The organism is Nocardiopsis sp. YSL2, from assembly GCF_030555055.1.
GTDB lineage: Bacteria > Actinomycetota > Actinomycetes > Streptosporangiales > Streptosporangiaceae > Nocardiopsis.
Map to the genome: position 1 here is coordinate 1204192 of NZ_JAMOAO010000001.1, position 26434 is coordinate 1230625.

At 72.2% G+C, this 26434-nt stretch carries 21 protein-coding genes; 8 read left to right on the forward strand and 13 right to left on the reverse strand.

Features of this window, described 5'->3' with window-relative positions; genetic code table 11:
* Window positions 1-38: 38 nt before the first annotated feature.
* The 7 genes from truB to rimP form a co-directional block, all read right to left on the reverse strand.
* Window positions 39-926, reverse strand: a complete 888-nt coding sequence (gene truB, locus M1P99_RS05175) for a tRNA pseudouridine(55) synthase TruB (RefSeq protein ID WP_304451532.1) — start codon at window positions 924-926, stop codon at window positions 39-41.
* A gap of 57 nt (window positions 927-983) precedes the next feature.
* Entirely contained in the window at window positions 984-1427 is a 444-nt protein-coding gene (gene rbfA, locus M1P99_RS05180) for a 30S ribosome-binding factor RbfA (RefSeq protein WP_304451533.1), read from the reverse strand.
* 2 nt (window positions 1428-1429) lie between these two features.
* Complete coding sequence (locus M1P99_RS05185; RefSeq protein WP_053615414.1) at window positions 1430-1726, reverse strand: DUF503 domain-containing protein; 297 nt, start codon at window positions 1724-1726, stop codon at window positions 1430-1432.
* An 86-nt stretch (window positions 1727-1812) separates the two neighbouring features.
* A complete protein-coding gene (infB, locus tag M1P99_RS05190; protein WP_304451534.1) occupies window positions 1813-4770 on the reverse strand; it encodes a translation initiation factor IF-2 in 2958 nt (985 codons plus the stop codon).
* A 212-nt stretch (window positions 4771-4982) separates the two neighbouring features.
* On the reverse strand, window positions 4983-5363 hold the full coding sequence (locus tag M1P99_RS05195; RefSeq protein ID WP_369696500.1) for a YlxR family protein: 381 nt from the start codon (window positions 5361-5363) through the stop codon (window positions 4983-4985).
* Entirely contained in the window at window positions 5326-6336 is a 1011-nt protein-coding gene (nusA, locus tag M1P99_RS05200) for a transcription termination factor NusA (RefSeq protein ID WP_304455581.1), read from the reverse strand. Before nusA ends, M1P99_RS05195 begins: the two co-directional genes overlap by 38 nt.
* A gap of 24 nt (window positions 6337-6360) precedes the next feature.
* A complete protein-coding gene (gene rimP / locus M1P99_RS05205; RefSeq protein ID WP_304451536.1) occupies window positions 6361-6843 on the reverse strand; it encodes a ribosome maturation factor RimP in 483 nt (160 codons plus the stop codon).
* Between the two features lie 367 nt (window positions 6844-7210).
* Here rimP and M1P99_RS05210 point away from each other — a divergent pair, with 367 nt between their 5' ends.
* Together M1P99_RS05210 and M1P99_RS05215 are read left to right on the forward strand one after the other, a co-directional pair.
* Window positions 7211-7717: a ferritin-like domain-containing protein gene (locus M1P99_RS05210; protein ID WP_304451537.1), complete on the forward strand. Its 507-nt coding sequence runs from the start codon at window positions 7211-7213 to the stop codon at window positions 7715-7717.
* A gap of 32 nt (window positions 7718-7749) precedes the next feature.
* The gene (locus M1P99_RS05215; protein WP_304451538.1) at window positions 7750-8196 is read left to right on the forward strand and encodes a ferritin-like domain-containing protein; all 447 of its coding nucleotides are present in this window, start codon (window positions 7750-7752) and stop codon (window positions 8194-8196) included.
* A gap of 268 nt (window positions 8197-8464) precedes the next feature.
* On the opposite strand, the gene M1P99_RS05220 is transcribed toward M1P99_RS05215, so the two are convergent.
* Window positions 8465-10201 (reverse strand): proline--tRNA ligase, encoded by a 1737-nt coding sequence (locus tag M1P99_RS05220; RefSeq protein ID WP_304455582.1) that lies wholly within the window; start codon window positions 10199-10201, stop codon window positions 8465-8467.
* A 226-nt stretch (window positions 10202-10427) separates the two neighbouring features.
* Here M1P99_RS05220 and M1P99_RS05225 point away from each other — a divergent pair, with 226 nt between their 5' ends.
* Together M1P99_RS05225 and M1P99_RS05230 are read left to right on the forward strand one after the other, a co-directional pair.
* Entirely contained in the window at window positions 10428-11279 is an 852-nt protein-coding gene (locus M1P99_RS05225) for a spermidine synthase (protein ID WP_304451539.1), read from the forward strand.
* A 533-nt stretch (window positions 11280-11812) separates the two neighbouring features.
* Window positions 11813-12175 (forward strand): hypothetical protein, encoded by a 363-nt coding sequence (locus M1P99_RS05230; protein ID WP_304451540.1) that lies wholly within the window; start codon window positions 11813-11815, stop codon window positions 12173-12175.
* A 246-nt stretch (window positions 12176-12421) separates the two neighbouring features.
* Here M1P99_RS05230 and M1P99_RS05235 read toward each other — a convergent pair whose 3' ends face one another.
* The 4 genes from M1P99_RS05235 to M1P99_RS05250 all read right to left on the reverse strand — a co-directional run bounded on the left by M1P99_RS05235 (window position 12422) and on the right by M1P99_RS05250 (window position 16567).
* Window positions 12422-12727: a Dabb family protein gene (locus tag M1P99_RS05235; protein ID WP_304451541.1), complete on the reverse strand. Its 306-nt coding sequence runs from the start codon at window positions 12725-12727 to the stop codon at window positions 12422-12424.
* A gap of 401 nt (window positions 12728-13128) precedes the next feature.
* On the reverse strand, window positions 13129-13398 hold the full coding sequence (locus tag M1P99_RS05240; protein ID WP_304451542.1) for a DUF6406 domain-containing protein: 270 nt from the start codon (window positions 13396-13398) through the stop codon (window positions 13129-13131).
* Between the two features lie 169 nt (window positions 13399-13567).
* Window positions 13568-15865 carry an accessory Sec system translocase SecA2 gene (gene secA2 / locus M1P99_RS05245; protein WP_304451543.1) on the reverse strand — a complete coding sequence of 766 codons (2298 nt, stop codon included), beginning with the start codon at window positions 15863-15865 and terminating at the stop codon, window positions 13568-13570.
* Between the two features lie 84 nt (window positions 15866-15949).
* Entirely contained in the window at window positions 15950-16567 is a 618-nt protein-coding gene (locus M1P99_RS05250) for an ATP/GTP-binding protein (protein ID WP_304451544.1), read from the reverse strand.
* A gap of 994 nt (window positions 16568-17561) precedes the next feature.
* Here M1P99_RS05250 and hisS point away from each other — a divergent pair.
* The 4 genes from hisS (at window position 17562) to M1P99_RS05270 (ending at window position 25570) form a co-directional block, all read left to right on the forward strand.
* Window positions 17562-18878, forward strand: coding sequence for a histidine--tRNA ligase (gene hisS / locus M1P99_RS05255; protein ID WP_304451545.1), 1317 nt, complete (start codon window positions 17562-17564; stop codon window positions 18876-18878).
* A 183-nt stretch (window positions 18879-19061) separates the two neighbouring features.
* Window positions 19062-21518, forward strand: coding sequence for a tetratricopeptide repeat protein (locus M1P99_RS05260; RefSeq protein ID WP_304451546.1), 2457 nt, complete (start codon window positions 19062-19064; stop codon window positions 21516-21518).
* A 248-nt stretch (window positions 21519-21766) separates the two neighbouring features.
* Window positions 21767-24328, forward strand: a complete 2562-nt coding sequence (locus M1P99_RS05265; RefSeq protein WP_304455583.1) for a LuxR C-terminal-related transcriptional regulator — start codon at window positions 21767-21769, stop codon at window positions 24326-24328.
* Window positions 24329-24721: 393 nt separating this feature from the next.
* Complete coding sequence (locus tag M1P99_RS05270) at window positions 24722-25570, forward strand: AMP-binding protein (RefSeq protein ID WP_304451547.1); 849 nt, start codon at window positions 24722-24724, stop codon at window positions 25568-25570.
* A 132-nt stretch (window positions 25571-25702) separates the two neighbouring features.
* Here the strand turns inward: M1P99_RS05270 and M1P99_RS05275 are convergent, their stop codons facing one another.
* Window positions 25703-26203: an ATP-binding protein gene (locus tag M1P99_RS05275; protein WP_304451548.1), complete on the reverse strand. Its 501-nt coding sequence runs from the start codon at window positions 26201-26203 to the stop codon at window positions 25703-25705.
* Between the last annotated feature and the right edge of the window lie 231 nt (window positions 26204-26434).

Here is a 26434-nt window from a genome sequence, read left to right on the forward strand (position 1 = left end):
TCCGGTCCTGCTCATTCGCCGCCGAGCGGGGGGCGGGGTCAGGCGGGGTCGAAGACCACGACCGGCTTCATGTGGTCGCTGCGGTTCTCCCCCAGCGCGACCACGCGGCCGTCGGGGGCGAACAGGCCGACCGGACCGTCGCCCAGCGAACTCGGCCCGATCCGGTTGCCGTGCCGGATGCGACCGGTCTCGTCCTCGGTGAGGGTGCGCACCGGGAAGGCCGCGGCCACCGCGTGGGCGAGCGGGACCTGCGTGAACTCCTCCGCCAACTGGTCCAGTGTGCGGGCCTGGGACAGGTCGTAGGGCCCCACCCGCGTGCGGCGCAGCGCGGTCAGGTGGCCGCCGACGCCCAGGTCGGCGCCCATGTCGCGGGCGAGCGAGCGGATGTAGGTCCCGCTGGAGCAGGTCACCGCGGCATCGACGTCCACGAACGTCCCGCCCTCGTCCACCACCCGGCGCACGTCGGTGACCGCGAACTCCGCGACCGTCACCTCGCGCGCCTTGAGCGCGACCTCCTTGCCCTCGCGGGCCGACTTGTAGGCACGCTTGCCGTCCACCTTGATCGCGCTGACCTGCGGTGGGACCTGCTGGATCCGCCCGGTGAGGGCGGCGGCCGCCGCGTGCACGGCCTCCTCGGCCACCCCGGAGGCGTCGACCCTCGGCCCGGACTCGCCCTCGGCGTCGTCGGTACTGGTCACCTGGCCGAGCCGGATGGTCGCTTCGTAGACCTTCTCCGTGAGCGTCAGGTGGCCGAGCAGCTTCGTGCCCTTCTCCACCCCCAGCACCAGGACACCCGTGGCCATCGGGTCCAGTGTCCCGGCGTGGCCGACCCGCCGGGTCCGCGCGAGCCCGCGCGTCTTGGCGACCACGTCGTGCGAGGTCCAGTCGGCGGGCTTGTCCACGACCACGACGCCGCTCTCGGCCATGGGTCTCCTTCGGGGTGAATGCCGGCGGCGGCGCGGACCGCGCCGCCGCCCCGGGTTCTACTGGTCCTCGTCGTCCTCGACCTCGCGGGGGGCCTTGTACGGGTCGGCCTCCCCCGCCGGAGAGGCGCCGGTGGCCCGCTGGGCCACCTCCTCGTCGGCCTGACGCGCCTTGACCAGCAGTTCCTCGATGTGCTGGGCGTTCTCCTGCACCTCGTCGATGACGAAGGTCAGGCTCGGTGTGTGCCGGATACCGGTCTGGCGGCCGACCTCGCTGCGGATCACGCCCTTGGCGCTCTCCAGGGCGGCGGCGGAGGCCGACTTCTCGTCCGCGGTGCCGAACACCGTGTAGTACACCGTGGCGTCCCGCAGGTCTGCGGTGATCCGGGCGTCGGTCACGGTGACGAATCCCAGTCGCGGGTCCTTGATCCGCCGGTCCAGCATTTCGGCGACGATGCGCTGGATGCGATCGGCGATCTTGCGCGCGCGTGCGGCGTCAACCATCGTCAGTCTTCCTCTTCGTTGAAGAGCCGCTGCCTGGCGGAGAGCAGCTCCAGTTCGGGGCGGCCCGCGACGAATCGTTCGCAGGTCTCCATTTGTTCGCGGGCGAACGCGGCCGTCGGCGCGACCACCGCGACGCCGATCTTCGCCCGCCGGTACAGGTCGTGCTCGCCCACCTCGGAGACCGACACCGAGAACTTCCGGCGCAGCTCGGAGACGACCGGGCGGACCAGCGAACGCTTCTGCTTGAGCGAGTGGACGTCTCCGAGAAGGACGTCCAGGGTCAGCGCCCCAACGTACAAGTGATCACCTGGGTTGTGTGTGAACCGTCAAAGGCGGGGCCCCGGCCGCACGGCCGGGGCCCCAGGGGGATCAGACTCCGCGAGGACTAGTCGCGGGGCTTCTCCCGCATCTCGTAGGTCTCGATGACGTCCTCGGGGCGCAGGTCGTTGTAACCGACCCCGATACCGCACTCGAAGCCCTCGCGGACCTCGGTCGCGTCGTCCTTGAACCTCCGCAGGGATTCCACGTTGAGGTTCTCGGAGATGACGACTCCCTCCCGGATGAGCCGGGCCTTGGAGTTGCGGCGGATGAGCCCGCTGCGGACGATCGAACCGGCGATGTTGCCGATCTTGGGCACCTTGAAGACCTCGCGGATCTCGGCGCTGCCCAGCTGGACTTCCTCGTAGATGGGCTTGAGGAGGCCCTTGACCGCGGCCTCGACCTCGTCGATGGCCTGGTAGATGACCGAGTAGTACCGGATGTCGACGCCCATGCGGTCCGCGAGCTGGCTGTTCTTGCCCTCGGGTCGCACGTTGAAGCCGACGATGATCGCGTCCGCGGACGACGCCAGGTTGATGTCGTTCTGCGTGATGGCACCGACGCCGCGTCCGATGATCCGGATGCTGACCTCGTCGCCACCGGCGTCGATCTTGAGCAGCGACTCCTCGAGCGCCTCGACCGAACCGGACATGTCGCCCTTGATGAGGAGGAGCAGCTCGGAGCGCTCGCCCTCCTTGATGGCGGACTGCCAGTTGTCGAGGGTGACCCGGCGGGCCGACTTCGCCTGCTGGGCGAAGCGCTCGCGCGCCTCACGCTGCTGGGCGATCTGACGGGCCACGCGGTCGTCCTTGACGACCAGGAAGCTGTCACCGGCGCTGGGCACGTTGGTCAGACCCAGGACCTGGACCGGACGGGACGGCTCAGCCGACTGGACGTTCTCGCCGTGCTCGTCGAGCATGGCGCGCACGCGGCCGTAGGCGTCACCGCAGACGATGGAGTCGCCGACGTTGAGCGTGCCGCGCTGGACCAGCACCGTGGCCATGGAACCGCGGCCGCGGTCCAGGTAGGCCTCGATGGCCAGACCCTGCGCGTCCATGTCCGGGTTGGCCTGGAGGTCCAGGGCCGCGTCGGACGTGAGCACGATCGACTCCAGCAGGGCGTCGATGTTGGTGCCCTGGAGAGCGGAGATGTCCACGAACTGGACGTCGCCGCCGTACTCCTCGGCCACCAGGCCGTACTCGGTCATCTGGGCGCGCACGCGCTGCGGGTCGGCGCCCTCGACGTCGATCTTGTTGACCGCGACGACGATCGGCACCTCGGCCGCCTTGGCGTGGTCGATGGCCTCGGCCGTCTGCGGCTTGACGCCGTCGTCGGCCGCCACGACCAGAACCGCGACGTCGGTGACCTTCGCACCACGGGCACGCATGGCGGTGAACGCCTCGTGACCAGGGGTGTCGATGAAGGTGATCTTGCGCTCTTCGTCGTCGACCTCGGTCGCGACCTGGTAGGCACCGATGTGCTGGGTGATGCCGCCGGCCTCGCCACCGACCACGTTCGTCTTACGGATCGTGTCCAGCAGTCGGGTCTTACCGTGGTCGACGTGACCCATGACGGTGACCACCGGCGGGCGCGGACGCAGTTCGGCGTCGCCGCCCTCGTCCTCACCGAACTCGATGGAGAACGACTCCAGCAGCTCGCGGTCCTCGTCCTCGGGACTGACGACCTCGATGCGGTACTTGAGCTCCTCGCCGAGCAGCTGCAGGGTCTCGTCCGGCAGCGACTGGGTCGCGGTGACCATCTCACCCAGGTGCATCATGACCTGGACCAGCGACGCCGGGTTGACGTCGATCTTGTCGCCGAAGTCCGACAGCGAGGCGCCGCGGGACAGTCGGATGACCTGGTTGTTGCCGCTCGGGATCTTGACGCCGCCGAAGGACGGGGCCGAGAGCTCGTGGAACTCCTGACGCCGCTGCTTCTTGGACTTGCGCGCACGCCCGGGACGACCGCCCGGACGACCGAACGCACCGGCCGTTCCGCCACCGCGGCCACGACCGCCGCCACCGGGACGGCCACCGAAGCCGCCCGGACGACCGCCGCCGCCACCGGGACGCGGACCCGCACCGGCGGGGGCTCCCCCGCGGCCACGGCCGCCACCGGCACCGGGACGACCGCCGCCTCCGCGACCGCCGCCCGCGGGCGAGGCCGGACGGGAGGAGGGCATGTTCATCGGGCTGGGACGCGGACCACCCGGACGCGGGGCACCGCCACCGGGACGCGGAGCGCCACCGCCGGGGCGGGGAGCGCCCGCGGCACCGCCGGGACGCGGGGTGCGCTGGTCGCCGGCCTGCGGGGGCCGCGGCCCCGGACGGGGACCGCCGCCCGGACGCGGAGCGCCGCCACCGGGACGGGGCGTGCGCTGGTCGCCGGCCTGCGGACCGGGCCGGGGGCCCGGACGCGGAGCGCCGCCACCGGGACGCGGACCGGCGGGCTTGGAGCCCATGCCGGAGGCGTTGGAGGCGAACGGGTTGTTGCCGGGACGCGGACCGGGACGGGGACCGCCCGGACGCGGGGCACGGCCGCCCTCGGAACGGCCACCGCGCTCGCCGCGCTGGGGCCGCTCGCCGCGCTCGGGACGTCCGCCCTGCGGGGCGGGCTTGGGCGCGCCACCGGGACGCGGCCCCGCCTCGTCGCGCACGGGCTTGTCACCCGGCTTGGGCGCGGCGGGACGCTGCTCGGTCGGCGCGGCCGCCTCGGTCGGCGCGGCGGGCTTGGCTGCCGGGCCCGGCTTCGGGCCGGGCTTGGGAGCCGGGCCGGGCTTGGGAGCCGGACCAGGCTTGGGGGCCTGGGCGGTGGGGCGCGGACCCGGCTTGGGAGCCGATCCGCCCTTCTTGCCGCCGTTGCTCTCGGACCCCTTGAAGGCTTCTTGCAGACGTCGCACGACCGGCGCCTCTATCGTCGAGGACGCCGAACGGACGAATTCGCCCATCTCGTTGAGCTTGGCCAGAACGGCCTTGCTCTCTACACCGAACTCCTTGGCGAGTTCGTACACCCGGACCTTCGCCACTGCTCTCCTTCAGCTTCGGTCCGGGACATGGGCCTGTGCCGGACCGTCGTTAGCTTGAGTTACTCATCGCTGCGTACTCATCAGGCGCTCATCGCAATCTCGACCTGCTTCCTCATCGCTACACAACAATGGGCCGGTTAACACGTGCCGACACAGCACAGTACGCCGACCTCGGTCAGTACAACCCGGAGGCCGGCCCAGACATTCCAACCCTATCGGGAGAGCCGACCCGATCCGCCATGTGGGGCGGGCTCGAAGAGGGCGTCGACCCGTGAGACGTCCCACGCGGCGCGCCCGGATCTCTCCCGGTCCCGGAAGGCGCGTGACCACGCCCTGCGACGCACGGCGAGCTCGAAGCATCGCCGGTCGTCGTGCAGGTAGGCACCGCGCCCGGGGTGTCGACCCCGGGTGTCGGGCACGATGGCCGAGCCCACGGCCACCAACCGCACGAGGTCGGACTGGACTGTCCGCGACCGACATCCCACGCAGGTGCGCACGGGACCGCCACGACCGTCTTGGGCCACCCTATCGCGTTGTGACACGGGCACGGTCCGATCAGCCGGCGGAAGGTGCGTCGTCCGCACCCGGGACACCGGTCTCGACTGGCTCGGCGGGGTCGGCGTCCGAGCGGATGTCGATGCGCCACCCGGTGAGCCGGGCGGCCAAGCGGGCGTTCTGCCCCTCCTTGCCGATGGCCAGCGACTGCTGGTAGTCGGGCACGATCACGCGCGCCACGCGGGCGGCCATGTCGAGCACCTCGACCGAGTTCACCCGCGCCGGGGACAGCGCGTTGGCGACGAACACGGCGGGGTCGTCGGAGTAGTCGACGATGTCGATCTTCTCGCCGTGCAGTTCGGCCATGACGTTGCGGACACGGCTGCCGAGCGGGCCGATGCAGGCGCCCTTGGCGTTGACGCCGCCCCGGTTGGAGCGGACCGCCATCTTGGTCCGGTGGCCGGCCTCGCGGGCGATCGCCGCGATCTCGACGGTGCCGTCGGCGATCTCGGGGACCTCCAGCTCGAAGAGCTTGCGGACCAGGTTGGGGTGGGTGCGCGAGAGCGTGACCGACGGGCCGCGGTGGCCCTTGCGGACCTGGACGACGTAGGCGCGCAGGCGCTCGCCGTGGGTGTACTCCTCGGTGGGCACCTGTTCCTGCGGCGGCAGGATGGCCTCGATCCGGCCCAGGTCCACCAGCACGTTGCGGGGGTCCTTGCCCTGCTGGATGATGCCGGACACGATGTCGTGCTCGCGGCCGGCGAACTCGCCGAGCGTGAGCTCGTCCTCGGCGTCGCGCAGGCGCTGGAGGATGACCTGCTTGGCGGTGGAGGTCGCGATGCGCCCGAAACCGGAGGGGGTGCCGTCGTACTCTCCGACCACCTCTCCCTCCTCGTCGAGCTCGGACACCCACACGGTCACGTGGCCGGTCGAGCGGTTCAGCTCGACACGGGCACGCTTGTCGGCGCCCTCCTCGCGGTGGTAGGCGATCAGGAGCGCGTCCTCGATGGCCTTGGCGACCAGTTCGACCGAGATGTCCTTCTCACGTTCAAGGCTGCGCAGGACGCTCATGTCAATATCCACGGGGCTCCCCCTCTAGTCCGCCGCGTCGGTGTCGGCTGCCCGGCGGAATTCCACCTGGACCCTGCCCTTGCCGAGTTCGGCGTGGGTGTAGGTCCGGGGGCGCCCCTCGACGTCCAGGGTCACTCCCTGGTCGTCGGCGGCGGTGACACGACCGGTGACCTCGCCCCCCTCGGCGAGGGGGACCGTCACCAGGCGGCCGCGGGACCGTCGCCAGTGCCGCGGCTCGGTCAGCGGGCGGTCCACGCCCGGGGAGGTGACCTCCAGGACGTAGGGCTGTGCGCCCATGACGTCGGAGCCCTCCAGCACGGCGTCGACTTCCTGCGTGACCTCGCCCACCGTGTCCAGGTCGACCCCGTCATCGGAGTCCACGACCACGCGCAGCACCCGCCGCTTGCCCGCGGGTGTCAGCTCGACGGACTCCAGGTCCAGTCCGGCCGCTGCCAGTACCGGCTCCAGTAGTTCGACGATGCGCTCGTCACGCGACTGCGCTCCCATGTCGTGTCTGCCCCTCCAAAGGCGAAACCCCGCCCCAGCGGCCGACGGGCCGTGCACGGGGCGGTCCAGCTCTGTACGTAGTCTTCGACGAATCGGTCCGCGTCCCTGTGGGCGCGGACCCAGCGCGCGTCGCGTTCGACGGCGGCTGTGCTGCAAGGGTATCCACACCTGGGCGCGTTCCAGGTCGCCGCCGGCCGACGGGGCGCGTCGACGGCCGTCCCCCGCACACCGGAAACGCCGTGTGGCAGGGGGTGTCGGTGCGGCCGCCTCCCACCGGGGGCCGTGGAAAGATGGGTGGGCGGCCGCCGCCGGCGGCCGCTGGTGTGAGTGCCGCGCGCCGGTCCGGGCGCGCACGGGAGGAGACCGCGTGAGCACGGGTCATCGCTGCGTCAACCGCCGCACGGTGCTGGGCGCCGCGGCCGCCGGAGCGGCGGCCGTCGGCCTGTCGGCCTGCGGCGGAACCGAGTGGTATCCGGCCGATGTGACGCCGGACGAGTACGTGGTGCGCGCGGTGCTGCGCGAGAAGGAGCGGATGGTGACCCGCTACGAGACCGCGATCGCGCACGGCGCGGAGCCGGCGGAACTGCTGGAGCGCCTGTTGGAGCACCACCTCGCCCACGCCGACGCCCTGGCCGACACCCTGCCGGACGACGCCGAGCCCACGCCGGAGGCGGACGCGTCCGCGCCCGCGGTGGAGGGCCCTTCGCTGGACACGCCCCTGACGGCGGACGACCTGTTGGTGCTGGAGTCGTCGGCGACCGCCGCGCGGCTCGACCAGGCGGCCGCGGTGGCCGACGCGGGGATCGCGCAACTGATCTGCGGTATCGGCGCGTGCGAGGCCGGGCACGCCCACCTGCTCGACGAGGAGCGCTGAGCGGGCCGCGGCCCGGCACGGAGAGGATCAACGTGAGCGAGACACCCGCGAACGACGGCGGGGCCGACGCCGGCCCGCAGGCGCTGGCCGAGGCGCTGCGCGCCGAGCACGCGGCCGTGTACGGGTACGAGTACCTGGGCGGAGCCGCCGAGGCCCAGGGCCGCCGTGAGCGCGCCCTGGACGAGGCGGCCAAGCACAAGGCGCTGCGGGACGCGCTGCGCGCGGCGGCGGTGGAGCGCGGCCTCGATCCGCCGCCCGCACTGGCCTCCTACCCCCTCCCGGAGGGGCACGGCGACGAGGACGTGGACGCCTTCGCGGTGGAGTTGGAGGGCACGACGGCCCGGGCGTACCTGTGGCTGACCGCCTCCGAGGACGCCGGGCTGCGCTGGACGGCCGGGCGGGCGCTCCAGGAGACGACGGTGCGCGCGTTGACGTGGGGCGGCGAGCTGGACGCCCTGCCCGGTTTCGAGCAGGCCTGAGGCCGGGTTCGGCGGGACCTCCTCCCCGGGCTCGGGACGGCGGTCGTCCCCTTCGGCGCGACCGCCCTCCTCCCCCGGTTCGCGGCACGGGCCGCCCCCGGTCCCCGCCTGGGTGACCCCCTCCCGGAGCGGGTCGTCCACCTCATGGCAGAGCCCGGTACGGCAGGCTTCCAGCGCTCCATCCCGCGCACGGCGTCCGGAGCGCCCCCGGAGGAGACGCAGCGGACGCCGACGCGGAACCCGTCGGGCGACGTGCGCGCTCGTGTGATCAGCCGCGGCAGGCGGCGACGGCGCGCTCGACGACGTCGCCCAGGGCGACCTCCTCGCGCTCGCCGGTGGCGCGGTCGCGCAGCTCCACGAGACCGTCCTTGAGACCGCGGCCGATGATCACGCTCGTGGGCACGCCGAGCAGTTCGGCGTCGGTGAACTTCACGCCGGGCGACACGCCCTTGCGGTCGTCCACCAGGACGCGCAGGCCCTGGTCGCGCAGCTCGCCGCCGATGCGCAGCGCCTCCTCGATCTGCTCGCCCTTGCCGGTGCCGACCACGTGCACGTCGGCGGGAGCGATCTCGCGCGGCCACACGATGCCCTTGTCGTCGTGCGACTGCTCCACGACCGAGGCCACGGCGCGGGAGACGCCGATGCCGTACGAGCCCATGGTGATCCGCTTCGGCTTGCCGTCCGGGCCGAGCGCGTCCACCTGGAAGGCGTCGGTGTACTTGCGGCCGAGCTGGAAGATGTGCCCGATCTCGATGCCGCGCGCCGTGTACAGGGTGCCCTTGCCGTCGGGCGAGGGGTCGCCGTCGCGGACCTCGGCGACGTCGATGGTGCCGTCCGGGGTGAAGTCGCGGCCGGCCACGAGGTCGACGACGTGGTGCTGGTCCCGGTCGGCGCCGGTCACCCAGGCGGTGCCGGTGACCACGCGCGGGTCGACGAGGTAGCGCACCTTGTTGTCGAGCAGCGCTCGGGGGCCGATGTAGCCCTTGACCAGGAACGGGTTGGCCGCGAAGTCGGACTCGTCCAGCAGCGCGACCTCGGCGGGCTCCAGAGCGGCCTCCAGGCGCTTGAAGTCCACCTCGCGGTCGCCGGGCAGGCCCACGGCCAGCAGCTCCCACTCGTCGGAGCCGGGAGCGCGGGTCTTGACCAGGACGTTCTTGAGGGTGTCGGCCTCCACGAAGTCACGCCCCAGGCCGGCGCCGTTGAGGAAGTCCACCAGCGTCTGGATGGTCGCGGTGCCGGGCGTGTGGTGCACGACCGCCTCGGGCAGCCCGTCGAGCGGGCGGGGGGCGGGCGCGGGCGTGGTGACGGCCTCGACGTTGGCGGCGTAGTCGGACTCCGTGCTGCGCACGAAGGTGTCCTCGCCGGTCGCCGCGACGGCGAGGAACTCCTCGGAGGCCGAGCCGCCCATGGCGCCGGAGGTGGCGGAGACGATGACGTACTCCAGGCCGAGCCGCTCGAAGATGCGGGTGTAGGCGGCGCGGTGGGCGTCGTAGGAGGCCTGGAGGCCCTCGTCGTCGATGTCGAAGGAGTAGGAGTCCTTCATGTGGAACTCGCGGCCGCGCAGCACGCCGGCGCGGGGCCGGGCCTCGTCGCGGAACTTCTCCTGGATCTGGTACAGGATGACCGGGAAGTCCTTGTAGGAGGAGTACTCGCCCTTGACCAGGAGCGTGAACAGCTCCTCGTGGGTGGGGCCGAGGAGGTAGTCGGCGCCCTTGCGGTCCTGGAGCCGGAAGAGGGCGTCTCCGTAGTCGTCCCAGCGGCCGGTCGCCTCGTAGAACTCCTTGGGCAGCAGGGCGGGCAGGAGGACCTCCTGGCCGCCCATGGCGTCCATCTCCTCGCGCACCACGCGGGCGACGTTCTCCAGGACGATCTTGCCCAGGGGCAGCCACGAGTAGATGCCGGGGGCGGCGCGGCGGACGTAGCCGCCGCGGACGAGGAGCTTGTGGCTCGGCACCTCGGCGTCCGCCGGGTCCTCACGCAGGGTGCGCAGGAACAGGTTCGACATCCGCAGTAGCACGGCCACTCCTCGGTGATCACGCCCGTCGGGCGCGGGGATCGGAACTCGGGCCCCGGCGACGCGGGCACGCCGTCAAACCCCATTCGTTCAAACTGGGAGGCCGGGGTTCCCCAGGCTAGCGCCACGGGCGACCTCGTGCTGCCGCCCCGGCCCAGGTCCCGGTACCCCCGCGGTGTCCTACCGTGGTGACGGTAGCCGAACGGGGGGCGGGAACATGGGCAGACGCGGGACCCGGGAGCGGGACGAGGCTCCCGAGGCGGACGGGCCGCCCCGGATGGAGCTGCTCGCCGACGCCGACCGCGCCGAGTCGTGGTTCCTGGTCGTGGACGGCACACCGCAGTCGCACGTGGACCTGAGCGACCCGACCTACCTGGACTTCTCCTACATGCGGCGGATCGCGCACGCCGCCGACCTGGTCGCGCCCGAGCGCGCGCCCATCGACGCCCTCCACCTGGGCGCGGGTGCCCTGACGATGGCGCGCTACGTGGCGCACACCCGTCCCGGCTCGCGCCAACGCGCGGTCGACGTCGACGCGCCCCTGGTCGAGCTGGTGCGGCGGCGCCTGCCGTGGGACCGGCGGGCCCAGCTCCGGGTGGGGATCGGCGACGCGCGCGAGTGGATCGCCGCCCGGCACGACTCCAGCGCGGACCTGGTCGTCAGCGACGTGTTCGCGGGCGCCCGGACGCCGGCGCGGCTGACGTCGGTGGAGTACTACGCCGAGGCCGCCCGGGTCCTGCGCCCCACGGGGCTGCTGGTGGTCAACATCGGGGACGGCCACGCACTGGCCCACGCGCGCCGGCAGGTGGCGACGGTCAGGTCGGTGCTGCCGCACGCGGCGCTGACCGCGGAGCCCGGCGTGCTGCGCGGCCGCAGGTTCGGCAACCTCGTCCTGGTGGCCGGCCACCGGCCGCTGCCCGACGACGAACTGGGCCGCCGCGCGCACCGCGACCCGGAGATGGCGCGCCTGGTGGAGGGCGAGGACCTGGACCGGTTCGCCTCGGGCCGCTCGGCCGTGCACGACGCCGACGCCGCCGACTCCCCCGCCCCGCCCGAGGACCTGTTCTGACCGCCGCCCTTCGGATACTCGGGAGCACCCGCACGGGCGGCCCGCCTCCCGCCGGACGGCGTGCGACCGCGGGGTGGGGGCCGTCCCGTCGATGTCATGGCGGCACGAGGCGGCCGGGTCACGCGAAGGTCAGGCCGGGCCCTCGGGTTGACCAAGCCGGGGAGGGGGAACCCTTCCTGTCGGAGAACCGTTCGTGGCGCCCCTCCGGTTCGGCGGAGGTCGGCGTGATCGCGCACGAGCGGTGCCGACCCCTGAAGGAGGGACTGTGACACACCCCCTGAGCACGCCCCTGGAACTGAGCGGCTGCGGCTGCGGTTCGGGATGCGGCTGCGGCTGCCAGAACGGCGGCTCGTGCAACTGCGGTGGCAGCTGCGGCTAGACACACCGGTTCCGGCGGGCCGCCCTTCCCCTTGAGGGCGGCCCGCTTCTCGGGTTTCGGGCGGCCACACCCCGCGTGTCGCGACATTCCGCGACGATAGGTATACGCTGAGTGACTACGAAGCTGCGTATCCACCCGTTGGGGGAGATCAGCGATGCCGCCGTTCACGCGACAAGCGCCACGGACGCCCCTGCGGGGCCGACAGTCCGAACACGCCCGACTGCTCCGGTGCGTGCAGGGCATCCAGGAGCGCTCGGCCCGGGCGGTCCCCTGGGAACCCGACACGGTCGGCCTGCCGGAACCGGCCTCCGACAGCGCCCTGGCCCGGATCAACGACGTGGCCTTCTACGCGAACGCACGCGAGGAGGTCTCGGCCCTGGCGGGAGTGTGCGCCGAACTGCTCCGACTGCACAGCCCGGACGCGGAGGAGGGCGGAGGAGGCGAGCAGGTGTGCGACGGCTGTCGTCGGCCCTGGCCCTGTCCCACCTTCGACGAGCTCTCCCGCCTGCTCCGCTGAGGCCGGTCCGGCGCCCACGACGACGTCGCCCGCCGAAGCCGGGGCGCGATCCGGCTTCAACGGGCGACGGTTCTCTCTCGCCTGCCACCGTCGGCGTCCGGCGGCGGGGCCGCCAGACGCCCTCACCGGGCCAGGCACTACGCAGAGACTAATACTGGAACGCGTTCTACCGCAAGACCCCAGGCCCTCTGATCCCACAGGATAAGCCCGTTGAGCAGTGGCACGCAGAGACTTGTGGAACAAGATCTACTTGGCGTCCCCGAGCGTGTACTGGATCGCCGCACGGTCCGCGAGCATGGGGCGGATGACCCCCAGGGCGGCCTGGTGCTCGGGGTGGTCGCGATAGGCCGCGAAGCCGTCCTCGTCATCGACGTCGGCCACCACGGCGAAGTCGAAGGCACCGTCGCTGATGCCGGCGTCCGGCCCGAAGGAGTAGGCACGCAGCTCAGGGATGGCACCGGGGAGCCGGGCGAGGTGCTCCTGGACCCGGGTGACGCCTTCGGGCGCGACGTCGTCCCGCCAGCGGAAGAGTGCGATGTGTCGAATAGCCATACGGGAGAACCTACTCCCGTCAGGCCCAGGGGCGGGGGACAGCCCCTGGGACCGACACCCGGGCGACGGATGCGGCGGCCTGAGACCCTCCGGGAAGGCCGACAGCCTCCCAGCCGTGGGCGGGGCGCGCCCCGTCCCGTTGACGGTAACGAGCGGGCGGTAACGCGAACACCCCTGTTCAGATAACCGGAACGTCTCGATTGCCGAGGGTGGCAGGGGGCGCGAACCCGGACCCGCCGCCCCTCGGCCGACGCCTCCGGCGCGTCCGCCCCGGCGTGCCGAACACGCAGACTTCGTAAATCAAAACGGAGAGTCACCGGAATCGGAAAGGTTGCACAGGGTTGCAATTCTCCGTATCGGAGGCAACACAAAAGCCCCGGGAGAAACCCCGGGGCTTTGGCTCAGCTGACCCTCGTGGCCAGCAGATAAGCCGATGGTGCGTCCGCATCCACGATATCGGTCACTCTCCAGGCCTGGCCGCCGACCGTGAAGACGTCCCCGACCCGGACGTCGATCATCGGGGTGGGGCGCCACTCCTTCGGCCCCCCGATCTTGGCGACCGGACGGCCGTCCTCGTCCACCCAGAAGTGGCCGCCACCCACCGGCCCTCCGGTGAAGCGGTCGTTCCGCCCGTAACTGATCTTCTCCTGCGCGCCGACCTCGTGCACCACAGTGGATCCAGTCCCAACCGTCTTAGTTTCCATTGAAATCGCCGCCCGATACCCCCCGCACGAATTCTCCGGGCCACATGCGAACGACGCTTCACGATGCTAGCCCACAAAAGGAAAGCGCGAGTGAGGACTTTGGTCCTCACCCGCGCCGCGGATTCCTTTGGGTTATTCAGCTCCTGGACGGAGAACCCTTGAGCCGCCCCACGAACGTTTCGAGGGCCGAGCTGAACGGCTGGTCGTGCACCATGTACGTCCACGTCATCGACGGCCGCTTGACGCCCACCGTGCTCACGTCGAGCTCACCGTCGACGACCTCCAGCTCCTCGAAGCTCTCCGCCGCCCGCGTGCGCGCGTCGTCGAGGAAGCCCTTGAAGACCGGCACGGCCTCGCGGTTGAACTCGTCCAGCGGGTCGCGCCGACCCAGGTAGCGCAGGTAGATGCCCTCCCGCAGCTCCGACAGGAAGGCGTTGTGGTCGGTCCAGCCGCGGTCCAGGTGGAACAGGGTGATCAGGCGCGCCGCCCGGGCCACCCGCTCCTCGTCCAGCTCCTGCACCAGCTCCGCGTGCCGCTCCGCGCGGTCCGCGGCCACGTGCCGGTCGCCCTGGTCGCCCGTCAGCACCAGCTCGCGGTGTTCCAGGACCACGTCGCGCTGCACGTCGATGAGCTGGTTGTAGCGCCACGTGTTGCGGTGCACCTCCAACAGCTGCCCCTCGGCGACCCGCTGCGCGTGGTCGACCATCGCCAGCCAGCCCTCGTCGGTGATCTCGCCGTCGGCGGAGGTCGTGTACCCCGTGGACTCCGGGGCGTTGTTGACGATCAGGTCGTCGTCCATGCTCACGAAGAAGATGGAGTCGCCCGGGTCGCCCTGGCGTCCCGCACGGCCGCGCAGCTGCCCGTCCAGGCGGCTGCTGGGGTAGCGGCCGTAGCCCACGACGAACAGTCCGCCTTCGTCGACCACCCGGTCGCGGTCGGCCATGTCGCTGCCGCCCAGGCGGATGTCGGTGCCCCGGCCCGCCATCTGGGTGGACACGGTCACGGCCCCGTGGGTGCCCGCCTCGGCGATGATCGCCGCCTCGTCTGCGTCGTTCTTGGCGTTGAGGACCACGCACTCCAGCCCGGCCTCCGCCAGCCGGCGGGCGAGGAGTTCGGACTCGGCGACGTCCTGCGTGCCGATGAGGATGGGGCGCCCGGTCTCGTGGATCTCCGCCACCTTCGCGACGAGGGCGTCCTCCTTCTCCTCACGCGTGGCGTACAGGCGTGTGCCGTGGTCCTCACGGATGTTCGGCTTGTTCGAGGGGATGACCGCGACCTCGAGCTCGTAGAACTCACGGAGCTGCTCGGCCACCGCCATGGCGGTACCGGTCATGCCGGCGCGCCTGGGGTAGCGCAGGACCAGCGACTGGACGGTGATGGAGTCCAGCACCTCGCCGGTCTCGCTGACCTCGACCTTCTCCTTGGCCTCGACCGCGGCCTGGAGGCCGTCTGGCCAGCGCTGGAGCAGGGCGATGCGTCCGCGCGACTCGTTGATGAGCCGGACCTCGCCGTCGCGCACCACGTAGTGGACGTCGCGCTGGAGCAGCGCGTGCGCGTGCAGGGCGAGGTTGACCTGCGGCAGGACCGAGGTGTCGTCCTCGGAGTAGAGGTCGATGCCGCCCAGCGCCTTCTCCACCGCGTCGATGCCGTCGTCGGTGAGCTGGACGTTGCGGCCCTCGGTGTCGACCGTGTAGTGCAGGCGCGGCCGGAGGTGGCGGACGATGTCGGCCATCTCCACGTCGCCGACCTGGCTCTCGGCCGCACCGGCCAGGACCAGCGGCACGCGCGCCTCGTCCACGAGCACGGAGTCGGCCTCGTCGACGATGGCGATGTTGGGCGGCGGGACCACGCGGTCGTCGACGTCGGTGACCATGCGGTCGCGCAGGACGTCGAAGCCCAGCTCGGTCACGGCCGCGTAGGTGACGTCGCACGTGTAGGCCTCGCGGCGCTCCGCCGGCGTGGAGTCCTCGTTGATCCACCCGACGGTGACGCCGAGGAGGTCGTACAGGGGGCGCATCCACTCGGCGTCGCGCTTGGCGAGGTAGTCGTTGACGCTGACCAGGTGCACGCGCTGGCCGCGCAGCGCGAACCCGGCCGCGGCCAGGGCGCCCGCGAGGGTCTTGCCCTCACCGGTGGCCATCTCGGCGACGTGCCCGTCCAGCAGCGCCATCACGCCCAGAAGCTGGACGTCGAACGGCCGCTCGCCGAGGGCGCGCCGGGCCGCCTCACGGCCGACGGCGCACAAGGACACGAGGTCGTCGCGTTCATAGGGAAGCTCGGCGTTACCGAGTTCGATGGCGGCATCCGTCAGCTCGGAGTCGTCGAGCTCACGCAGATCCGCCTCCTTGTCCTCGATCGCCGACAGGAGCTTGGTATAAGGCCTCAGGTCCACCGCACCGGGCTTGCCCAGTAGGCGGCGGACGCTTTCCGCCATTCGTCCGAACACCACGCCAGAGTAACGCCGGACACAACCCCTTCGTTCCCCTCGGGTCCCCGGCCCGGTCCCGGCGCCGCCGGATCACCGGACGAGTTGGCCCCGCGAGCGCTGCCTGGCCTCCATCGCCATGCCGTGCTTGACGAGGGTGACCAGCACCCCGACCACCGACTGCTTGTCGCGGGCGTCGCAGTAGACGACCGGCACCTCGGGGGCCAGGTCGAGCGCGTCACGGAGTTCGTCGGCGCCGTAGGCGTGCTCGCGGTCGAACTGGTTGATGGCGACCACGAAGGGCAGGCGGTACTGGCGCTCGAAGTAGTCCAGGGCCTGGAAGGTGTCCTCCAGCCGCCGCACGTCCGCCAGGATGACGGCCCCGAGCGCACCCCGTACGAGGTCGTCCCACATGAACCAGAAGCGCTGCTGGCCCGGGGTTCCGAACAGGAAGAGGGTCAGGTCGGTCTCCAGCGAGATCCGCCCGAAGTCCATGGCGACCGTGGTGCTGGTCTTGTCGGGGGTGTGGGAGAGGTCGTCGACGCCGGCGCTGGCCGCGGTCACGGCCGCCTCCGTACGCACCGGGGGGATCTCGGAGACGGTTCCGACGAAGGTGGTCTTCCCGACCCCGAAGCCACCGGCGACGATGATCTTGGTCGACAGTTCGGTGGGGGCGTGGACGGTGTGCGTACTACCTGCTGGCTCATTCACGGTGTGTCCTAGCGGGAGAGCCGGGCCCGGCCGTGCGGCTCAGGCTGCCCGGTGCTGAGGGGAACGGCACTCTCCCCCGGTCCGAACCACCGCGGGGCGCCGCATCTGGAACCTAACACCGGCAGGACCTTCTGGGCGGCGTTTCCGGCCAGACGGCGACGAGACGGGGGTCACCGCGCTCCGTGACGGGGCGAGTACGGGCACCATGAGCAGGGAAGGACCGCATTCGCGCGGATTCGGGACCGAAGGTCCCGATTTTCCCTCGCGTGACCTGCCGGAGAACCCTGGGTGATCGAGCGAGCACACATCTGTACCCTCGCAGCGGCACTTTACGACACTGTGCGCGACCGCTTCCGGCCGCTTTCGGCCGCGCCAATCACTGTCCGGGCCCGGCGGCGGAGTCTACGGTGGAGGCAGGCACCCGCCGACACACGGGCCATCGGACTCCTGGCACGAGGACGCGACCCCCCGCGGGAGCCTCGGCGACGCCCACGGGGTGACCAGCCGGAACCGACGCCTCGCTCTTCGGCGTCGGTCCGGGCCTCGCCCGGGACGGCGCCCCAGCGCCCCACCGGCCCACAACCGTCCACGTGGGCCGGTGGCGGCCCACCCGTCGCCCACCATCGTCCGGGACAGCGCTCCGCGAAGGGCCCGGACTACCACCCTCAACGGAGACGCTACGCGCCCAGCCCCGCCCGGACGTCGCCCACCATCGTCCGGGACAGCGCTCCGCGAAGGGCCGGACTACCACCCTCAACCGACGGCCTCCGGCCGCAACCCCACCCGGACGTCGCCCACCATCGTCCGGGACAGCGCTCCGCGAAGGGCCGGACTACCACCCTCAACGGAGACGCCGCGCGGCCCACCCGGGCGTCGCCCGCTCCGCCGGTCTCCGAACGCGGTCAGCGCGGCGGCCCCCCGCGCGGCCTAGAATGGGCTCGGCCCACGGGCCGTTCCCATCCGACTTCTCTCCCGAGGGAGCCGAGAACCCCACATGTCCGAGCAGCGCGTCGTCCGCCCCACCCCCATCAGCGGTTTTCCCGAGTGGACCCCTCAGGTCCGGGCTGTGGAGCAGCGGTGGCTGGACCATATCCGCGCCGGGTTCGAGTCCTTCGGCTTCGCGTCGGTGGAGACCCCCTCCGTCGAGAGCCTGGACGTGCTGATGGCCAAGGGCGAGACCTCCCAGGAGGTCTACACCCTGCACCGCCTCCAGGCCGACGCCAAGGACGACTCCGACGCCAGGCTCGGGCTGCACTTCGACCTCACCGTGCCCTTCGCCCGGTACGTCGCCCAGCACTTCAACGAGCTGACCTTCCCGTTCAAGCGCTACCAGACGCAGCGCGTGTGGCGCGGCGAGCGCCCCCAGGAGGGGCGCTTCCGCGAGTTCACCCAGTGCGACATCGACGTGATCAACGTCGACTCCGTCCCGCTGCACTTCGACGCCGAGCTGCCGAGGATCGTCCACCAGGTCCTGAGCGGCCTGGACCTGCCCGCCTGGACGCTCAACGTCAACAACCGCAAGGTGCTGCAGGGCTTCTACGAGGGCCTGGGCGTCAAGGACCCGGTGGCCGTCATCCGGGCCGTGGACAAGCTCCACAAGATCGGCGACGAGGGCGTCCGCGAGATCCTGCACGGGGACGGGCTCACCGGGGAGCAGGCCGACGCCTGCCTGGCGCTGGCCCGGATCCGCGGCGCCGACGTGGCCGAGCGGGTCGCCGCGCTCGGTGTCACCTCGGAGCTGCTCACCGAGGGCCTGGACGAACTCACCTTCGTCCTGGACGAGCTCGCGGACCTGCCCGAGGGCAGCGTGGTGGCCGACCTGTCCATCGCGCGCGGCCTCGACTACTACACCGGCACCGTGTACGAGGCGTCCTTCGACGACGACCCCGGCTACGGCAGCATCTGCGCCGGGGGCCGTTACGAGAACCTGGCCGGACAGTTCATCCGGCGCCGCCTGCCGGGCGTGGGCATCTCCATCGGCCTCACCCGGATCTTCGCCAAGCTGGTGGCCGAGGGACGCATCGAGGAGGGGCGGGTCTGCCCGACCGACGTCATGGTCGTGGTGCCGGGCGCCGAACGGCGCGCGGAGGCGCTGCGCACCGGCGCGCTCCTGCGCGAGCGGGGGTTCAACACCGAGGTGTTCCACTCCACCGCCAAGGTCGGCAAGCAGATCCAGTACGCCGCCAAGAAGGGCATCCCCTTCGTCTGGTTCCCGCCGTTCGAGGACGGCGGCGCGCACGAGGTCAAGGAGATGGGCTCGGGCGAACAGGCCCCCGCCGACCCCACGGACTGGCGGCCCGCCGCAGGATAACGGCTGTATCGCCACGGCGCGACCGGTACGGGCGCATCAGTGCCGCCCGTACCGGAACCGGCCATTCCCGAGACATACCCGGCCCGTCGGTGCCAGACTGGTGACAGCCTGTCCTCCGTGGTCGCCACGCCCTCCGGGGCGTGCATGTCGCGGGCCGATTCGGTGTCCTACGTAATCGAGGCCATGTCTCATCCTCGCCACAACCTGCCCCTGTCCGCCGGCGAGTTCATCCGGTTCGTCGGACGCGAGCGCGACATCGTCGACCTCGGCCGTCTGCTCGGCACCGCCAGACTTGTCACCCTGACGGGCACCGGCGGCATCGGCAAGACCCGACTCGCCCTCCACCTGGCCGAGCGCGTGCTCCGCCGGTTCCCCGACGGTGCGCGTTTCGTCGACCTCAGTGAAGCCTCCACGCACGAGCAGGCGCTGCGGGCCGTCGCCGTGAGCCTCCAGGCGGTCGAGGACGACGCCCGGACGATGACGGACGCCATCATCACGTCCCTGCGCACGCAGAACCTCCTGCTGTTCCTGGACACCTGCGAGCACGCCGTCGGGCCGATGGCCGAACTCTGCCAGGCGATCCTGCGCGACTGCCCCCGCGTGCGGATCCTGGCGACCAGCCGCCAACCGCTGCACGTGCCCGAGGAGAGCATCTGGCGGGTGCCGCCGCTCTCCCTGCCCTCGCGCCCCACACCCACCGACCCCTACGCCGACGACCCGGCCCCCATCCCCCGGCGGGACACCCAGCGCTATGAGTCGGTGCGGCTCTTCGTCACCCGGGCGCACGCGGCCCGCGCCGGCTTCGAGATGACCCGTGAGAACTCCGGCTACGTCGCGGAGATCTGCCGGATGCTGGACGGCATGCCGCTGGCCATCGAACTGGCCGCGGCGCGCGTGCGCGTGCTCAGCGTCCAGCAGATCCTGCGCCGCCTGGACGACCGTTTCCAGCTGCTCACCAGCGACGGCTCCGGCGACCTGCCGCCCCGCCAGCGCACCCTGCGCGCGGTCCTGGAGTGGAGCCACGGCCTGCTCACCGAGCCCGAGCGGCTGCTGCTGCACCGGTTGTCGGTGTTCACCACCTGGAACCTGGAGGCCGCCGAGGAGGTGTGCTCGGGCGAGGGGGTGGCCTCCGCCGACATCCTTCCCCTGCACTTCTCCCTCCTGGACAAGTCGCTGATCGTCATCGACGCCGAGATCGACGGGACGGCGCACTACCGCCTGACCGAGACGGTGCGCGCCTACGCGGCCGAGAACCTGGCCGCCCAGGGCCAGGAGGAGCACGAGCGCTGGTCGCGCTACCTCCGGTTCTGCGTCGCGCAACTGGAGACCGCCGCCAAACGCTCGCTGACGCCGTTGGAGTGGTCGGAGCGCCTGTCGCTGCTGCGGCTGCTCGACCACCACCGCGAGAACTACGGCCGGGTGGTCGACTGGGCGCTGGGCGCCGGCCGCGTGGCCGAGGCGCTGCGGGTGTGCCTGGCGCTGCGCCCCTACTGGATGGTGCGGGACCTGGCGTCCGAGGGCAGCCGCCTCCTGGGCCGGGTCCTGGCCACCGCTCCCGACGACCAGCCCCCGAGCCTGCGCACGCGCGCCCTGGCGCTCCAGGCCGAGCTGCGCCTGGACATCGACACCGCGCCCACCACCACGACGCTGGCCCTGAGCGCGCTGGAGGCGGCCCGGGCCTGCCGTGAGGCGGGGGCCGCCGCCTCCGCGCTGGCCACTCTGGCGTCGCTGTCCCTGCGCACGGGAGCGGCCGACGAGGCCCGGGCCCACGCCGAGCGGGCGCAGGAGTGGATCGCCGACGTCCACGACCCCATCTCCGAGGGGAACGTGCGCGGCGTGCTCGCCCAGCTCGCGCGCCGGGCGGGGCGGACGGACGAGGCCGTCGCGTACCTGGAGCGCAGCATGGCGATGGGCGAGGAGCTCGGTGACCGCTGGGGCTCGGCGCGCTGCCTGCACGCCCTGGGCTCGATCGCCGCCGAGCAGCGCGACTTCGCCCGGGCGCGTGCGCTGTGCGCCGAGGCGCTGTCGATCTTCGAGGAGCTGAACGCCGCGCCGGCCACGGCCCGCTGCGCTCGGGCCCTGGGGCGTCTGCACCTGGCCGAGGGAGACGTCCTGGCGGCGCGTGAACCGCTCGCGACCTGTCTGCGGGTGAGCTTCACGTCCGGGCAGCGGATCGCGGTCGCACGGGCCCTGGAGGCGCTGGCGGAGCTGGCGCTGGCCGAGGAGGAGGCCGAGCGCGCCGCCGCGCTCACGGGCGTGGCCTCGGACCTGCGGACGTCGCTGGACCGCCCGTCCGGCGAGACGGTCCGGCTCAGGTCGGCGGTGGAGCGCAGGGTGGGATCGGCCCGCGCGGCCGAGGCCTGGAACGCCTGGCGCTCGCTGCCGCTGGAGCAGGTCCGCGACCGCGCGCTGGCGTTCCCGCAGGTGGTCACCGAGGAGTCACCCTACGGAGCCCTGACGCCCCGGGAACGCGAGATCGCCGAGCTGGCCGAACACGGCCTGTCCAACCGTGAGATCGCCGAACGGCTGACGATCAGCCAGGCGACCGCAGCCCGACATATCGCGAACATCTTCAGAAAACTCTCCATTTCCTCAAGGACACAGTTGACCGGCTGGAGTGCCTCCAGTGACCCTGGCTGAGCACCGTGCGCGGCACCGGAAGCACTTGCACAGTGCGCGTGCACGCGCTAAACCAGAAACTCCGTCCGCTGCTGCCGACCTCACTGCTCCCCCGACCCGACCACCCCTCCTCCGCCCCCGGTGAGGGCCTTCCACCCGTCTTCCGCCACCGCCCCCGGGCGCGACGCGAACGGTGAGGGCTTGCACCCTCGACCGAGAGCCTCCGGCTCCTCCCCTGACAGCCCCTACAAGTGAAGGCCATGGCACCTTTGACCGCGCCCGCGCGGCACAACCTCCCCCGGCCGGGGACCGGCTTCGTGGGCCGCGAGCGGGATCTGAGCGACCTGCTCCGCCTGCTCGGCTCCAGCCGCTCCGTCACCCTGTGCGGGGCCGACGGCATCGGCAAGACCCGGCTGGCGCTGCGGGTGGCCGAGCAGTCCACCGCCTCCTTCCCCGACGGCGTGTGGATGGCCGACCTCACCGACGCCCGGTCGACGCTGGAGGTGTACGCCCGTGTGGCGCAGGCGGTCAGAGTGGTGGAGGAGCCGGGGCAACCGCTGTCGGCCACGGTGACCGAGGCGCTGCGGCACCGTCGTCTCCTGCTGGTACTGGACTCCTGCGACCATGTCGCGAACGAGGTCGTGGGGGTCGGTGAGTCGCTGCTCGCCTCGTGCCCGGACGTGTCGGTGCTGTTGACGAGTGAGGACCCGGTCCGGCTCTCCGGCGGGACGGTGTGGCGCGTCCCGGCGATGTCCCCGCCCATGGCCGCGCGCAACGCACCCCCGCCCGACCCCGCCGACGGTGAGGCGGTCCGCCTGTTCCTGGACCGCGCCCGCACCCGGGACCCCCGCTTCTCCGCCTCGCAGGAGCAGCTGGAGGACGTCGCCGTCGTGTGCGACCTGGCGGGTGGCGTTCCACTGGCCATCGAGGTGCTGGGCGCGAGCGCGCCCGAGACCGGGCCGGACGAGCTCGCCCGGGGCCTGGGCTCGCATCTGGCTTCGCCGTCGGCGCGGCCCGGCCCCGGCCAGGCCGTCTCTCGCAGCGAGGTACTGCCACTGGTGCTGGACTTCGTCTACGAGTCGCTGCCCGAGCCCGAGCGCCTCCTGCTGCGGCGGCTGTCGGTGTTCCGCGGATGGGACCTGGAGCTGGCCGAGCAGGTCTGCTCCGACGAGGCCCTGTCCGAGTCCGACATCCTCGACCTGCTGACGTCACTGCTGGACCGGTCCCTGATCACCGTCACCGGCGAGTTCGAGGGCCGGGTCCGCTACCGCCTGCCGGAGGCCGTGCGCCGGTTCGCCCAGGAGCGGTTGTCGGAGGCGGGTGAGGCGGAGCTGTTCCAGGAGCGCCTGATGGCGCGGATGCTGCGCCTGGCCGAGGACCTGGGCCGGCGGCTGGAGTCCAGCCGGGGGATGCCCTGGGCCGAGCGCGACTCCGGGCGCCAGCGGGTGATCGCCGAGTACGACACCCTGCGCTCGCTCCTGCGCTGGTCCTACCAGCGGGGCGCCGCCGAGCCGGGTCTGCGGCTGTGCGTGAGCCTGACCGCCCACTGGGTGAGCCACCACAACTACTCCGAGGGCGCGCACTGGCTGGACCGGCTGCTGGCGCTGGACGAGGCGGCCAAGGCGCCCTCCCGCGCCCGTGCCCTGGTCGGGCGCGCCCAGCTGGCCCGGGTCCGTCGCGATCACGACCTGGCGCTGTCCATGGGCGAGGAGGGGCTGCGGCTGTGCCGCGAGTCGGGCGACGACGTGTTCGTCCGGACCGCTCTGAACCTGCTGGCCCTGGTGGGCGTGCGTTCGCGCACCCCGGACCGGGCGGCGGTGCGGGTCGAGGAGGCCCTGCGGCTGTGCCGTGACGTCGGGGACGTGTGGGGCGAGGCGATCGCGCTGGGCACCCGGGCGGCGCTGGTCGCCCAGCAGGGCGACTACCCCAGTTCGGACCAGCACTACACGACCGCCCTGACGCTGCTGCGCGGCATGGACCACCGCTGGGGCGTGGCGGTGACCCTCATGGGCCAGGCGCGGGCCGCGGAGGCCAATGACGACCTCATGACGGCGGACCGCTGCTACCGGGAGGCGCTGGACACCCAGCGCGTCATCGGGTCGGTGGCCGAGGAGGCGCGGTGCCTGGCCGGGATCGGCCGGGTGGCGCACGCGCTGGGTTCCACGGAGCAGGCCTACGACTACCTCAGCGAAGGGCTCGTACTCAGTCATTCGACGGGGCAGCGGGCCGAGGCCGCGCGCACGCTGGTCGCGATCGCGCGGGTGGCGTTCGGTGCGGGGCTGCGCGAGGAGGCGTGCCTGCTGGCGGGGTCGGCGACCCAGGTACGGTCGGACCTGGGCCTGGTGACCCACGAGGCGCCGTGGCCGTTCGTGAAGGTGGAGCGGGTCCGTCGGCGGCGCCGGCGGCTGGTCGACTGGTGGGAGCGGGGCCGGGCGATGCCGCTGTCGGACGCCGTGGACCTGGCCGAGCGGGTGACGGTGGAACGCCGCCGCCCTTCCTCGCGCTCGCCGCGCAGGCGTGAGCGCGAGGCGGGCACGACGGCCGACACCCGGCGCACGCCCCGGGGGCCCCAGGCGAACACCGCTGGGCACGACGGGGGCGCTGCACCCGCCGCTCCGGAGTCGGAGCCCCCGAGCTCGCGGCTCACCCAGCGGGAGCTGGAGGTCGCACGGCTGGTGAGCCGGGGCAAGAGCAACCCGGAGATCGCCCGCACGCTCTTCATCACGCCCTCGACCGCGGCGCGGCACGTGGCCAACATCAACCGGAAGATGGGATTCCACTCGCGGACGCAGATCGCGGCATGGGTGGAGCGGCATCGCGACACCGGCTGAACGAAGGCACAGAGACCGGCTCGAACCGCACGGATCGGGCTGTGTAGTCAGTCCGGCGACAGAATCTACATATGCATCTGCATCGCAATATGCATGTGCATGTGGTTGTGAACGCGCTAGGCTTCCAGACATGGAACTCAGGCCCTTCCGTTCATTGGAGTGGCGGTGGGCGCAGGGGTTCCGAGAGCGGCCGTCGGGCCCGGGCCGAACACCGGGCACCCGTCGGACCGTCAGCCCCGGGCCCGTCCCGGGGCCGGTGGAACCGTGCGAGCGCGGGGTGGAACCTGGGGAGGGCCCCCGCCTCCGCACGGCGCTGCCGGGCTCGCCACGTGGAGGGGGCGTGACGAGCCCGAGCAGCGGATCCGCCGTCGTGTGGACGAGGTGGGGGTACGCATGGGGGTTGGACTGACTTCAGGAACCGAGCGGTCGGGACGGCACCTGCCGCGCAGGGACGACCCGATCGGATCACTGACCGGGGGCCTGTGCGAACGGCTGCGGCTGCGGCCGACCCGAGGGGGATCGATCCGGGGCGCCGGCCGCCGGGTGGACGCGCTGACGTTCGCCGCGACGGTGGAGCGGGCCGCCGCCGGACTGAGCCGCCGGGGCCTGTGCCTGGGAGACGTCGTGGGCGTGCTCGCCCCGGTCTCGCCGGACCGGTTCACGGCCACGTACACGGTGATGGCCGTGGGCGGCCGGGCGCTTCCGCTGTCCACGGAGTCCGACCCCGACACCCAGTGCGCGGTGCTCGCCGAGACCGACGCCCGGCTGCTGCTGGTGAGCGCGGAGCTGGCGACGACCGCACTGGAGCTGGCCGAGCGCTCGCGCGTGCGGCAGGTGATCGCCTTCGGCGACGCCCTGGGGACGACGCCCTTCGAGGACCTGTTGCAGCCGAGCCCGGACGGCAACGGCTACAACCCCACGCGGGGCCTGTTCGACAACGGCATCCTCGGCTACGACCGCACGCCCGAGGGGATCCTGACGACGCTGTACCCGCACAGCGACCTCATGAGCCGCTTCACCGACCTGCGCGGGCGGCTGGAGCTGACCGCCGACGACGTCGTGGCGGTGGACGAGCGGGGGGACGAGCCCACCCGCGCGGCCCTGGTGGCCCTGGCGCTGTGGACGGGGGCGTGCGTGGTGTGCGGTTCCGGTTCCCCGGCGCCGGAGGGGCGCCAGGTGACGGTGCGGTGCGCGCCCGAGCCGGTGCGGGTGGCCCACCCCCGCGCCGAGGGGATGTGCTGACCGGCCGCCGCCGGGACCACCGGGCCGAACGGCCGGTCCGTCCGTGACCTCGCCGGCGTCGCGCGCTTCGGGGACGCCCTCGGCCCGCCCCCGGGTCCGGGAGCGGTCCCGGGATCCACTCCCGGACCCGGTTCAGGAACGGTCGTCGATCTCGAACCAGGCCACGTGCGTGGCCTCGTTCCAGTAGTCACCGCTGCGGGTCGCGCAACTGTCGACGATGAGTTTGCCTCGACCGAAGTCCTCGCCGTCGTCGCGTGAGTGCCCGCCCTCGCCCTCGCGCTCGCCCTGGTCGGCCACGGCGACGCGGAGGCGTCCGGCGTCGGAGCGGATGAACAGGGTCATGACCCCGCCGCTCTGTCCGGAGCGCGAGTGCAACAGCGCGTTGGTCGCCAGTTCGCTGACCGCCAGCTCAGCGTCGTCCAGCACCTCGTCGGAGTGGCCCATGCGGTCGAGGAACTCGCGTACCCGGGCGCGGACCGAGCGGACCGCGGTGAGGTTGCCCGCGCAGCTCCACACGGTGTGGTCCGTGACGCCTCCGGTCACGTCGGCGACATCGATCGCCGAAACGTCCGGTGTGATGCCGTCCGGGGCGTCCGCGGGCATGAACTCGCGGAGTTGCCTCGCCTCAGCCATCCGGTCACTCCAATCACCCGCGTCGGGCGCGCGGGTCGCGCCGCCTGCACTCACCTTAGACAAGGGCGTACTTGCTCCAGAACAGCACACCCGGCTTCGGCATGCCGGGGATTGGCCACAAAACCCCGTCACGTGTCCTCCCCGAGGAGGACAAAGGAAACGCTCCGGACCCCAGGCGAACCCATGTGAGGTGTAACACGCAGGCAATGCGCGTCCTCACGGCGGTGGCCG

Bases quoted from the DNA above. Each gene is read 5' to 3' on its own strand.
- M1P99_RS05225 (WP_304451539.1), top strand. From the start codon at position 10,428: ATGGGCAGACGCGGGACCCGGGAGCGGGACGAGGCTCCCGAGGCGGAC.
- hisS (WP_304451545.1), top strand. From the start codon at position 17,562: ATGTCCGAGCAGCGCGTCGTCCGCCCCACCCCCATCAGCGGTTTTCCC.
- rbfA (WP_304451533.1), bottom strand. From the start codon at position 1,427: ATGGTTGACGCCGCACGCGCGCGCAAGATCGCCGATCGCATCCAGCGC.
- M1P99_RS05270 (WP_304451547.1), top strand. From the start codon at position 24,722: ATGGGGGTTGGACTGACTTCAGGAACCGAGCGGTCGGGACGGCACCTG.
- secA2 (WP_304451543.1), bottom strand. From the start codon at position 15,865: ATGGCGGAAAGCGTCCGCCGCCTACTGGGCAAGCCCGGTGCGGTGGAC.
- M1P99_RS05220 (WP_304455582.1), bottom strand. From the start codon at position 10,201: ATGTCGAACCTGTTCCTGCGCACCCTGCGTGAGGACCCGGCGGACGCC.
- M1P99_RS05275 (WP_304451548.1), bottom strand. From the start codon at position 26,203: ATGGCTGAGGCGAGGCAACTCCGCGAGTTCATGCCCGCGGACGCCCCG.
- truB (WP_304451532.1), bottom strand. From the start codon at position 926: ATGGCCGAGAGCGGCGTCGTGGTCGTGGACAAGCCCGCCGACTGGACC.
- M1P99_RS05235 (WP_304451541.1), bottom strand. From the start codon at position 12,727: ATGGCTATTCGACACATCGCACTCTTCCGCTGGCGGGACGACGTCGCG.
- M1P99_RS05230 (WP_304451540.1), top strand. From the start codon at position 11,813: ATGCCGCCGTTCACGCGACAAGCGCCACGGACGCCCCTGCGGGGCCGA.
- rimP (WP_304451536.1), bottom strand. From the start codon at position 6,843: ATGGGAGCGCAGTCGCGTGACGAGCGCATCGTCGAACTACTGGAGCCG.
- nusA (WP_304455581.1), bottom strand. From the start codon at position 6,336: ATGAGCGTCCTGCGCAGCCTTGAACGTGAGAAGGACATCTCGGTCGAA.
- M1P99_RS05260 (WP_304451546.1), top strand. From the start codon at position 19,062: ATGTCTCATCCTCGCCACAACCTGCCCCTGTCCGCCGGCGAGTTCATC.